This is a genomic window from Shewanella olleyana (genome assembly GCF_023283825.1).
Taxonomy (GTDB): domain Bacteria; phylum Pseudomonadota; class Gammaproteobacteria; order Enterobacterales; family Shewanellaceae; genus Shewanella; species Shewanella olleyana.
Window position 1 is genome coordinate 180,727 of record NZ_JAKILD010000002.1, and the last position, 13,042, is coordinate 193,768.

General features: G+C 39.6%; 6 protein-coding genes. All 6 read left to right on the forward strand.

The window, feature by feature from the left end; all coding sequences use genetic code 11:
• The first annotated feature begins 294 nt into the window (after positions 1-294).
• The 6 genes from L2735_RS02300 to L2735_RS02325 all read left to right on the forward strand — a co-directional run bounded on the left by L2735_RS02300 (position 295) and on the right by L2735_RS02325 (position 12,898).
• Positions 295-1,944, forward strand: a complete 1,650-nt coding sequence (locus L2735_RS02300; protein WP_248983163.1) for an MFS transporter — start codon at positions 295-297, stop codon at positions 1,942-1,944.
• A gap of 2 nt (positions 1,945-1,946) precedes the next feature.
• A complete protein-coding gene (locus L2735_RS02305; RefSeq protein ID WP_248983164.1) occupies positions 1,947-2,891 on the forward strand; it encodes a sugar kinase in 945 nt (314 codons plus the stop codon).
• A 34-nt stretch (positions 2,892-2,925) separates the two neighbouring features.
• Positions 2,926-4,023 carry a glycoside hydrolase family 117 protein gene (locus tag L2735_RS02310; protein WP_248983165.1) on the forward strand — a complete coding sequence of 366 codons (1,098 nt, stop codon included), beginning with the start codon at positions 2,926-2,928 and terminating at the stop codon, positions 4,021-4,023.
• Between the two features lie 89 nt (positions 4,024-4,112).
• A complete protein-coding gene (locus L2735_RS02315) occupies positions 4,113-6,482 on the forward strand; it encodes an alkaline phosphatase D family protein (protein WP_248983166.1) in 2,370 nt (789 codons plus the stop codon).
• A 486-nt stretch (positions 6,483-6,968) separates the two neighbouring features.
• Positions 6,969-10,427 (forward strand): TonB-dependent receptor, encoded by a 3,459-nt coding sequence (locus tag L2735_RS02320; RefSeq protein ID WP_248983167.1) that lies wholly within the window; start codon positions 6,969-6,971, stop codon positions 10,425-10,427.
• 122 nt (positions 10,428-10,549) lie between these two features.
• Entirely contained in the window at positions 10,550-12,898 is a 2,349-nt protein-coding gene (locus tag L2735_RS02325; protein WP_248983168.1) for a beta-galactosidase, read from the forward strand.
• The last annotated feature ends 144 nt before the right edge of the window (positions 12,899-13,042 follow it).

Genomic DNA, 13,042 nt, shown 5'->3' on the forward strand with positions numbered 1-13,042 from the left:
TTGTTACGTGGATTGATATCATGAAGAGAATACACTGATAAACAATAGATTACATGATGTTATAAATGTTTACTTTGGTTGTTTTCTAAAATTCCCGATCATTTTTAATAGTAAATTGTTAACAATAGTTGCTTGTGGGAAACACTTAGTGCTAATGTGATGTTAAATGTATGTAAGTTCTGTTTGGTGTTGTTTAAGTGCTACATAGGCCAATTAGGTGATAGTTGATAAGTTTCAATGCACTGGCAGAACAAACGTCAATAGCTAATCAAAATAACAGTGGAAGTATTTAAAATGACCAGAAGTCATAGTGTTTTGTATTGTGCACTCGTGGTAGCGTTAGGTGGGTTTATTTTCGGATTAGACGCTGCGTTAATATCTGGCACGGTCAGATTTGTCACTAATGAGTTTGGATTATCTGATTTACAGGTTGGTACCGTAGTCAGCGCTCCTGGCTTCGGGGTTATTTTTGCCTTAATGGTGACCGGATTTATTTGTGACAAAATTGGCCGAAAGCAAACCTTAGTTATCATTTCATTTATCTATATTATTTCAGCCGTGATGTCAGTACTGGCTACAAGTTTTGAATCTCTAGTTATTGCTAGGTTCATCGGTGGCTTAGCTTTTACTTCTTTGTCTGTTGCTGCGATGTACATTGGTGAAATCGCGCCGTCTCATTTAAGAGGAAAACTCGTTTCTATCATTCAAATAAACATCGTTGTTGGTTTGTCGATTGCTTATTTCGCAAATTACGCCATTTTAGAATTCTCCGAAAGTCAGCATCCATTAGTGTCCACCTTAGGGCTTGATATATATACGTGGCGCTGGATGCTCGGTATTGAAATTTTACCTGCTGTTATCTGGTTCTGCCTTTTACTCAACGTTCCTCAAAGCCCTCGTTGGCTAGTCATGAAACAAAAAGATAAAAAGGCAAGAAAAATAATCAAGCAATTTAACCAGTTAGCTAATCGTGGCATTCATTCTGATGAGCAGTGTGAGCAAGAAATTGCCGATATTAAAGCAAGTTTAAATAACCACCAAGGAAAACAGACTCTATTTGAATTATTTAAAAGCTTGTTTGATACCAAAGTCAGAAGTGCAATGATCATTGCTCTGACGATTGCCGTTGTCCAACAGATAACCGGTATCAATGCGATTATGTTTTATGCGCCAACCGTCTTCGAACAGTTAGGTATTGGGACGGACGCTGCTTTCTTCCAAGCGGTTATAGTGGGACTAGTCAGTATTATTTTTACTATTGTGGCGATATTACTCATTGACCGTTTAGGCAGAAGGCCCTTGGTTATTTGGGGCTTGGCCACAGCCACAATCAGTTTGTTTGCATGTTATTGGGGCTTCAGTCAGGCAACTTATACGCTGAATGAAATGCAAATCAGTGAACTAATAGAACAGCATTCATTGGTTGATATAAGTTCTATGGCAAACATTATTTATCAAAGCGACGTTGAGTTTAAGGATGCATTGATTAATTTAATGGGAGCTTCAGAGGCTAAGTTATATGAAAGCCAACTGCTTCAAAGTGCGGCAAATATCAATGTTAATCTTATTATAGCTGGGGTGATTGGTTTTATCGCCGCTTTTCACTTCTCAATAGGTCCAATTATGTGGGTGTTATTTTCAGAAATTTTTCCAACTCATATACGTGGTATCGCTATTCCTGTATTTGCTTTTATTGCAAGTTTTGTTAGCTATTTGGTGCAACAATTTTTTCCTTGGCAGTTAAGCGTATTTGGGGCCGATGAAATATTCTTGTTTTACGCTATCTGCGGTGCGATTGGTTTTGTGTTGTTATATAAAATTATGCCCGAAACTAAAAATAAATCGATTGAAGACATAGCTAATTTGTTATCTAAGCCAGATATCGCTTCGAATAATGAAGCTCCAATCACTAAAGCGACTCCTTTAGAGAAGAGTGAAGCATAAAGATGAAAACAATATTGGCTATCGGTGAATGCATGATGGAATTGATAGAACACTCACCTAATTTATTAAATCGCTCTTATGCTGGCGATACCTATAATGCACTGGTTTATGCTAAACGGTTTAACCCGCAACTTGATTGTCAGTTTTTCACTGCTGTTGGTGAGGATGCGATAAGCCATACGATGATTAAAGCTTGGCAGTCTCATCAATTAAATACTGACAAAGTAATAACTACTGATGACTCAACGATTGGAATATACGCTATAGCAACGGATGACAAAGGTGAAAGAAGTTTTAGTTACTGGCGTAATGATTCCGCAGCCACACAAATGATGAGTTTATTACCATTAGATCTTTTACTTAAAAAACTAGGTAATACGGACACGGTTTTCTTTAGTGGTATTACCTTAGGGATTTTATCTGAAGAAGATAAACATGTTTTATTATCTTTGACTAAAAGCATGCGTGAACAAGGAGCAACAATAGCATTTGATCCTAACTACCGAGTTGCAATGTGGAAAGGGGCTGAACATGCAAAGCTCTGGTTAGAGCGAGCATATCAGCATAGTGACATTGTTTTACCTGGTTTAGATGAACATCAATTATTATTTGATCACCAGTCACCCATTGATGTAATGCTGTACTGCCAGCAATTAGGTGCAACTGAAATAATTATTAAAAGTGGTGAGCAAGGCACACTCGCATATCAATGTGGTGAATTAATAGCTCATGAAACATTTATTGCAGCACCTATTCAAGTTGACTCCACCGCGGCAGGCGATTCGTTCGCGGGGACATATTTAGCTTCTAGACTCAGTGGCTATGGTATCGAAGATGCTTTAGTCAATGCCTGCAATGTAGCAAGAGTAGTCGTTCAGCATCCTGGTGCCATTATCGACAATAAACATTATTGCGCAGTTGTAACCAGCAATAAAAAAGTGATTTAACAGTACAAATAAATATCCAGTTTTGGGAAATGATATGAATGCAACTAAGTCATTAAGCCGTGCCAGCCAACGTGCAATAGAACGCGGTTACGATAGCCAACCATCAGACTGGATGGTGGAATTTGATGTGAGTCCTTTGAAAGGTGATTTTGCTTTTGAGGAAGGTGTTATCAGGCGTGACCCATCTTCTGTTATAGAAGTTGATGGGGTATTTCATTGCTGGTACACAAAAGGTGAAGGGGAAACCGTTGGTTTTGGATCAGATAATATCAATGACAAAGTGTTTCCTTGGGATTTGACAGAGGTTTGGCATGCAACTTCTACAGACGGAGACACATGGAAAGAGCAAGGCGTAGCAATAACGCGAGGCGCGAGTGGAAACTATGATGACAGAGCAATATTTACACCTGAAGTGCTCGCACATCAAGGCCGCTATTACCTAGTTTATCAAACCGTTATGACCCCATATACCAATAGGCAGTATGAACACATTGCGCTAGCAAGCGCCGATAGTCCATTTGGACCTTGGTCTAAATCTGCTGCGCCAATTCTCAGTCCTAGTAAAGATGGTGTTTGGCGCGGTGATGAAGACAACCGTTTTCATGTACTGAGTAAAGGTAGTTTTGACAGTCATAAAGTTCATGACCCTTGCTTGTTATTTTTTAATGACAAGTTTTATCTTTATTATAAAGGTGAAACTATGGGCGAAGAAATGAATTTTGGTGGCCGTGAAATAAAACACGGTGTAGCAGTAGCTGATAATGTTACTGGCCCCTATATAAAGTCTGAACTTAACCCGATTTCAAATAGTGGACATGAGGTGGTGGTTTGGAACTACCAAGGCGGTATTGCAACGTTATTAACCACCGATGGCCCTGAAAAAAATACTATCCAGTTTGCACAAGATGGGATTAATTTTGATATTAAAGCGCACATTAAAGGCGCGCCAGAAGCCATAGGCTTGTATCGCGATCCTAATTTTACCGAGCAGTCCCAATCAAAGCTTGCTAAACCCGGTCTATCTTGGGGGCTTTGCCATAAGTATGACCCTAGCTGGAACTGGAATTTTATTTGCCGTTTTACAATAAAACGGCAAGTACTTGATGCGGGGACTTTTCAAAACAGTAACTGAACACCGTTTAATTATTAGGTCTTATTGTTGAAGACTTAAGTATGCAATTCAAGTAAGTGGCTAATTAAAATAAGAAAAATGAGGTAGTTATGGATAGACGAAGTTTTATAAAACTGTCGGCGTTAGCAACAGGAAGCATGCTGTTTCCGACACAAGCAGCAAGAGCTGCTGCTAATAGACACTCATTAACGCAAACCGTGCCCATTGAAATATTGCCAAACAATGTTCAACGCCCTTGGCTTGGCAAAGCATTTTGGGGGAATCGTTTGCAAGATTGGCGTTTGAATGCTGGTAGAATTGAATGTATTCGCGGAGATCGCGGCTTTGAAATGCGTACGGTGTCTATTTTAACTCGCCAACTCAACGACGCGCAAAAGCCTGCACGTATTAAAGCTAAAGTCAGTAATTTAAAGCCGACTAAATCGGGTTTTTGTGGCTTCTTATTAGGGGCAGGTGCAGATAAACTTGATTACCGTGCTAGTGCGTTAATTCAACGTGCTTCTGGAAAAAATGGCGGCTTTATGGCAGTCATTAATGATAAAGGTGAGCTAAGTTTTAGAGACTTTTCTGACACAAAAAAACCACTGGCTTTCGAAAAAGTAGTTAGAACCAATTCCGTAAACATTGGCCATCTTCATGACCGTGAAATTATTCTAGATTGCCATATTGATCCAGTATCAAATAATAACTTTGATATACGTCTAGTGGCCATAGACAGTAAAACCAACAAAGAATTAGGCTTTATTGTGCGTACTGGGGTGCCAAGTTCTGAGTTACTTGGCGGAGTTATGTTGTTGTCATCAATGCCATCTAAACAAAGCGGCGCAAGATGGGCGTTTGAAGATATACAGTCCGGTGGTGAAAAGCTGTCTAAATTCGATGACAGAGGATTAGGGCCGGTTATTGGTTGTATGCATAGCCTGAATAAATCGGTATTAAAGCTAAGCGCACAATTTATGCCTGTTGCTGATAATGAATATCGCAACGTTACACTTGAATACCGACAATCATCAAACAGCGAATGGCGATCTACTACTTCACAAATTGAACCGGGTTATGTGATTCAATTTAGAGTAGAAGGTTGGGATAACGCTCAACAATATGATTATCGTGTTGTTAGCCATGAAAATGACCAAATAGATGTGTTATATCAAGGTCAAATCTTGAAAGACCCTGGTCAGTCTAAGCCGTTATCGATTGCGTTATATTCTTGTTTAGTCGCAACAAATTTGTCATTAGATATTGAGCACTATAAAACTCGTTTAAAACAAGAAAAGTTATTAGGTCGTTTTGGACCTGAAAACATTTTATTTCCACATAGTGAACTTGTGGACAATTGCAACAGCCATGATCCTGATATGTATGTTTTTTGTGGTGACCAATATTATGAAGCTACGCCAACCCAAGTATGGCGAGGTAGACCCGATTCTCATTTAGATATGTTGTATCGCTGGTATTTGTGGTATTGGACATTTAGAGATTCAATCCGCAATAAACCCTCCATATTGTTAGCTGATGACCACGATGTATTACAAGGAAACTTGTGGGGCGTAGGGGGAAGAGACCCTGTGGTACTTGAGGGCGAAAAACGCACTGAAGAAGACGGCGGTTATATGGAGACCAAAGCGCTCGTTAAAATGGTTTATCGAATGCAGCATGGGCATAATCCTGATGCTTATGATTCCACACCAATAGAGCATGATATCCCCGTGACTTATGGTGTTTTTGTGTACGGTGGTGTCAGTTTTGCTTTAGTGGAAGACCGAAAATTTAAATCGCGACGTAATACAAAAATTAACCCGCTACATACTCAGGGTGAGCTGTTAGGTCATCGCCAGGAGCAGTTTTTACGTGCATGGGCTGATATGGATAATGAGTTGCCTAAGGTGTGCATTGCATCGTCTATTTGGGGCTCTCCACAAACTAAGAGTAATTTAGAGCCATTATTAGATTATGATTCAAATGGATACCCGCCTGATGGCAGAACTCGCGCGGTTAAGTTAATTAAAGATGCTGGTGCTGTTGTGATTTGTGGCGATCAACATTTACCTATGATGGCAAAACAAGGTCTTGATACCTTTGATGATGGACCGCTATTTTTTGCCGGTCCTGCCGCTGCAGCTTTCTGGCAGCGTTGGTTTGAAGGGTTAGATAAGTTGGATAACCAATTTAATAAAGACCCTAACACCGGTAACTTTACAGATACCTTTGGCAATAAAATGCGCGTATTGGCTGTGGCAAATCCGAAAGTGACTTATGATGACTTTAAGCAACAAACCAATAATTCATGGAGTAACTTTTTGGCAGACCGTTCACTAAAAAGTGAAGGATACGGCATTGTAAAGGTTGACCATAAAGCCCAACAGTTTGAGTTTGAATGTTGGGAGTGGAATATCGACCCGAGTAAAGGAAAGCAATTTCCTGGCTGGCCTTATATTCATAAATTTGAACAGGCTTAACTGCAGATTCCGGCAAAAGCGTTGCCAGAATGATTATAAATCCGTTACCCTCGAGATCTTTTATCGAGGGCAGCTTTTTATTTTTCAGGCACCTTAATTGCAACAATTGCGCTACATTGGTAGCGGCCGCTTTGGATTGTTTTTGTATGATTAATTCATAAAATGCAACCAAAAATCATATTCCCCTTCGCAAGATAATTAACAATACCGTTACAATTCCTCATCTGTTAAAATTAAATTCACAACAGTAAGTATTATTTTAAATCATAGACTTAAGCCTAGTTTGAGTGAGTGGTTATGTAAGCGTTTAGCGAAGTAAATAAACGAATATCAGATAAAATAATAAAAAAAATATTGAAGATTGTTAACAAAATTATGTTGACACAACTTCTCTAGTTGAGTAGTGTTTACAAACAGGGTTGCAACATTATATTAACTTTAGCGGCTCAGGTTAGGCAGAAACTAAACGCTCTTGGGGGAGTAAACATGCCAATTAAAACGACAAGCTATAAATACAGTCCGGTTTGCATAGCTTTGCTTGCTGCAATGTCTATGCAAGTGACTGCAGAGGAAGCTTCTGATAATAATGCAGAAGAAATGGAAGTTATTCAGGTTAAAGGATTAAAAAGTAGTTTAAAAAAATCAATTAATGACAAACGCTTTTCAGAAAATTTAACAGACTCAATTAACGCCGAAGATATTGGTAAATCTACAGACCAAAATATTGCTGATGCATTATCTCGTGTAACCGGTGTTACAGTTCAGTCAGTTGACGGTGAAGGTTCAAGGATTACCGTACGTGGTGCGAACTCTCAACAAAATAATATCAGCATGAACGGTGTACAGTTAGGTTCAACTGACTTTAGCCAAAGTGTTGACTTGTCGCAGTACTCTTCAGATATTTTATCAAAAATTGAAGTCGTAAAAACACCCAGTGCTGACCATGAAGAAGGGGCTTTAGGTGCAAACATTAATTTGATTACTAACAAGCCGTTAGATTTAAATTATAAAATTAGAACTGTAACGGTAGAAGGTCGATATAACGATTTACTAGAGGATGATAACTACAAGATTTCAGGCACATTTTCTGAGAAACTGTTAGATGACACATTCGGGGTAATTTTTACTGCAGTCAAAGAAACAAATTCTTATCGTAAAGATCAATATAGTGCTGATAACTGGGTGTCCGAGTTTTCTCATTTAGCAACAGATACCGACGGTAATCAAGTACAAGACGTTTGGGGCCTTACCAATAAAAATACCCGTTACGAGTTGTACAATAACGATGTAGACCGCATGAATTTTAACTTGGGTTTACAGTGGGCACCAACAAACTCAACAGAATTTAATTTGAATACTAACTACACCAAACAAGCTTTTGAAAGCTCGATGCATGGTGTACAAGTACGCAGTGGCCAGCAAGGTAACATGATTGAAGGGGTTGACCCAGGTTTAGGGGGCGGCCCTTCACAATGGACTGATCCTCAACAAAATTGGCATACCATTGACACTAAAACAAATACATTTACTAAATACCTAAATCGCTTTGGTGATGGCGGTTTGAGCCAGTCTGAAAACAAGTATGAAGAAGAAAACACAGTCGTATCATTCGATGTACGCCATGATATTACTGATAATCTCATTATGGATGCTGGTTTAGGTTATTCAAAATCAGAACGCATTCCTGAAAATCAAGTTTTCATTGCCATGCAAAACTTTAGCAATATTAACCGTTGGTTAATTAAGAATGTTCCTGAAACAGATATCGAGCCAGTAGGTTACGACTGTACAAATGGACCTTGTACTATTGTCGATGGCAGTGGCTTAATTGACTTTGGTGCTAACAATGAGTTTGGTGACCCATTAAATGTTTGGGATAACTATTCAACCACAGGTTTTAACGCTGATGAATTAAATGCTCAGCATTTAACCTTCTTGAATCGCTCAGTTGTGGCAGTTGAAGATACTCAAAAGTCTGCTTTTATTGATTTCGATTGGGTATTAGATGTCGGCCCTTTGAGAAGTATTGAGTTTGGTGCTAAATACTCTGAGCGTGAAAAATACGTCGATAATCAACAGAATGCCTTTAACAGTGTGGCCGAAGGTGTTGTCGTTAATAACCCTTATACGGGTAACCCTGCAGTGTTGAATGACGGTCTGAATTCGTTATCTGGCGATTTGTTTGCAACTGATTCAAATTTCCCTGTTGATGACTTTATGGCTAGTAATGGCTATGGACGGGATTCGATTACTGATGGTTGGACAACATTCTCTGCGTTTAAGGCTTTTGAAGTAGCCCTAGGTTCTCCAGCAGTAGGTTTTGATGCTGATGACTCTAATACTCGCTCTGCAGAGTTAGAAAACTTTGCTACCTATTTAAAAGCCAATTTTGACTTTTTAGATGGCAAGTTATCTGGTGATTTAGGTGTCCGTTATGTTAAAACTGAAGTTTCAGCCGCGGGTTCTTCAGGTGTTCAGTTTGCATTTGACCCAGGTAATGTTGGCCGTTTAATGGACCCTTTCAAGCTGGCTGAATTGAGAGATTCGAGTCTTCCTGAATGTAGTGCGATCCCATTTTATGGTACAGATTGGAATGCAGAAGCCCGCTGGGGTCGTGTTGATGGCCAAGGTTACGATACTAACGGAACTAATGACTTTTCTGATGATATAGCACTTGCCGATGAAGGTCCTTGTTTTGACCCTAATGCAGTACAAGGCAATCCAAATGAATCAGATTGGTGGTTATGGCGCCATAGCGATGTATCTACAGAAAAATATTATGTTTATGGTGATCGAGAGATTGATGAAAATGGACAGTTAGTTGCAACTGAAGATAGAAGCCTTCGAACTTTTGATGTGACTGGAACTCATGATTATGATGTATTTCTGCCAAGTTTAAATCTAAATTACATCTTGTTAGATGACACGGTTTTACGATTTGCAGCATCTAAAACAATGGCGCGCCCTCAAATTGATTCTCTACGTCCTGGTTTTAAAGTACGAGAAACACAGTGGGGCGGTTATAACCGTAATAACACGATTACATTAACATCGCCAAAGCTTGATCCATTAGAGTCAGTTAACTTTGATTTATCCTATGAATGGTATTTCAACGAAACGAGTATGTTATCTGCAGGTCTTTTCTATAAAGATATGACTAACTTTGAAGAATCAGAAACTGTAGTGACCTACATGGATGATTTACGTGGTGTCGGGCTTGATGAAAACGAGTCATATAACCCTGAAGATCTAGTATTAATCGCAGGCCAAGATAGCCTTGAGCAGTGTATGCCCAAACGTTTTCAAGGCAGTGATGAGTTCCGAGAAGACTGGATGTATTCTGGCGATTTAGAACAAATGTGTGCCCAATTTAAAACGACACGTATTAAGAATGGCAAAGGCGCGACAATTAAAGGGGTTGAATTACAATATATTCAAACCTTCGATATGTTACCTGGATGGATGTCTGGTTTAGGTATTCAAACCAACTATACCTATCAAGATAGCCAATATGACCAAGAAGTGTCCTCTATTGATGACAGTGTAAAGTTACCAGAGTTACAAGTAGCGTATACACCTGAACACAGTTATAACTTAACGGCTTTTTGGGAAAAAAATGGCCATCAATTGCGCCTTTCTTACAGAGGCAACAGTGATCAACTTGCTAAACGTTCTTGGGAGTCAGGTTCGTTATGGGAAGAGGGACGTCAAACACTCGATTTCTCAGCGAGTTATAAACTGAATGATTTTGTCACCTTCTCATTCCAGGCCGTTAACTTAACCGATGAAGGTGTACGTCAATATTACACCAGTCGATTCTTAAATGTGAATGGCGAGGTGTTAGATGAAGGAAGTCCAATAAGCGGTGATGCAACTGACTCACGTACTGTTTATCAATATCAAACAGGACGTACATTCCGTTTAAATGCACGAATGAACTTCTAAAGGTAACTTTATATAAAGGGTCACATTTGTGGCCCTTTTTTTGTTCCAATACCAAACTTACAAGCACCTGGGGTTTAATCAATTCAATTTGCTTATTATTGGCTGATGGTTAGGAGAACCACATGAAAAAGAATTATAGTTATCAACTACTTGTTCTGAGTAGTGCCATTGCGATAGCCGGCTGCTCAGAGCAAGCAAAGGTCAAGCAGCCGACTTTAACAGTAACGACTATTACAACTGACAACATCGAAGAGGACGTTAGCACGCTTGCGCCTTCCTTAATAACAACCTTGGTCAGCTTTGACTCACAAGAACAGCAAAGCTGGGTGCAAAATAAATCAGCCTCAAGCAAAGTAAACCAAAACCAACTTGATATTGAGTTTTCAGCGCAACACAATATTTCTACTGTTAGTATCGTGCCTGAGCAGCCTTGGAATTTATCGCAATATTCACAATATAACTTAGCGTTTAATGTCGTGAATCCTCAAGATAAATCTGTGCATTTTTATTTGTCTGTTGAGAATCTACAGGGGGAATATCAAAGTCGGTCTGTGAGTATCGAACCCCTTTACAAGGGCACAGTGTTTTTCCCCCTTGATGGCATAGAAGCCGATACTGAGACAGGTTTATGGGGCGATGCTAAACCATGGGAAACCGATGATTTGTTGATGGTTTGGCGTTCTTGGCGAGCAGATGATGTAGATTTAACTCAAATTGCAGCGTTAAATTTTTTTACGATAGGAATACTAGAAAACCATTCTCTAGAAGTCTCTGATATTCGCATTAGGGCGAATCCAAAGACAAATCCACAATGGATGAAAAATATTGTTGACCAGTATGGCCAAAACGCGCTGATTGATTATCCGCTAAAAATTACCTCAGATGAACAATTAGCACAGCAAACAGCAGAAGAGTTGGCTCAACTTAATGCATCAACAGGCATGCCAAACCGTTCAAAATACGGTGGGTATACAAAAGGGCCTAAACTTGAAGCATCAGGTTTTTTTAGAACGGAAAAAATTGATGGTAAATGGTGGATGGTGGACCCTGAAGGACATGTGTTTTTCTCACATGGGCCAGCTAATGTGCGCATGGCCAATATGTCTACCTTAACCGGGATTGATTATAAAGATGATGCTGTGCGTTATCGTGACCCCAGCGAAACCACTCCTGAAGATTCAATGGGAACAGTGCACATTCCACAAGCCATAAAAGACAGCCGGTACGTGACTTCACCGCTACGCCACAATATGTTTGAGTGGTTGCCAGAATACTCCGATCCGCTGGCTAAACAGTACAGTTACCGCCGTTCAACCCACAAGGGCGCAATGCCTCATGGTGAAACATACAGTTTTTATCAAGCGAATTTACAACGTAAATATGGCAATCAGCCTGAAGGTGCTTATTTAACAAAATGGCATGAGGTGACATTGTCTAGAATGAAAGACTGGGGTTTTACCTCGTTCGGCAATTGGGTTGACCCGGCCTTTTATGCGGCCGAACAAGTGCCATATTTTGCCAATGGTTGGATTATTGGTGATTTTAAAACGCTTTCTGGTTCGGTTAACCATTGGGGGCTGATGCCTGATCCTTTTGACCCAGAATTTGCTCGACGCGCTAAAGTTACCATTGATGAGATTTCTGCAGCAGTTAACGACTCACCTTGGTGTGCAGGCATTTTTATCGATAATGAAAAAAGCTGGGGCGAACGTGATGGTTCAGTCGCCGCGAGGTACGGCGTAATTTTAGATGCATTATCTAAAAGCGTCACTGAAAGTCCTGCTAAAAAAGCCTTTAGTGAATTCTTACAGCAAAAGTATAACAAAATTGAGCAGTTAAATGCCGCTTGGCAAACTGACATTAGTGATTGGGGAACACTTAACCAAGGGGTTACCTTTAGCCAATTTAGCGAAAACCAAGTGGCTGATTTATCGCGTTTATTAGAAATTTTAGGTGAACAATACTTTAACGTGGTACATAACACTTTAGCAGAGAAAATGCCTAATCATTTATACATGGGCGCCAGAATGGCGAATTGGGGCATGCCTGATGAAATCATTAAGGCTTCATTAAAGTATTCTGATGTATTGAGCTTCAATATTTATGAAGAAGGCATGCAACCGCATTTTTGGGCATTTTTAGAAGAAGTTGATTTACCCGTGGTTATTGGTGAGTTTCATATAGGCAGTACTGAAGGCTCTGGTTTATTCAATCCTGGAATTGTTCATGCTAGTGGTCAGCAAGATAGGGCTGACAAGTATCAGCAATATATGGAAAGTGTTTTGGAAAAACCTTATATGGTTGGCGCACACTGGTTTCAATATATTGATGAACCGCTTACCGGTCGTGCATTTGATGGTGAAAATGCCAATATTGGTTTTGTGACCGTCACCGACACACCTTATCCTGCGTTAATTAATGCCGTTAAAACCGTCACCTCGACTATGTATCAGCAACGACTCAAACAATAAGCTTTGAATATAAGCATTATTTATTAGGCTATTTCCCCGCTGCAATAGCCTTTTTTTATCCCTATTAATAAGTTAACAAAGGACATCAAAGTGATATTTTTGAACACTATTTGTGTATTTAAGCATCAAGTAACTCGCTAGGAT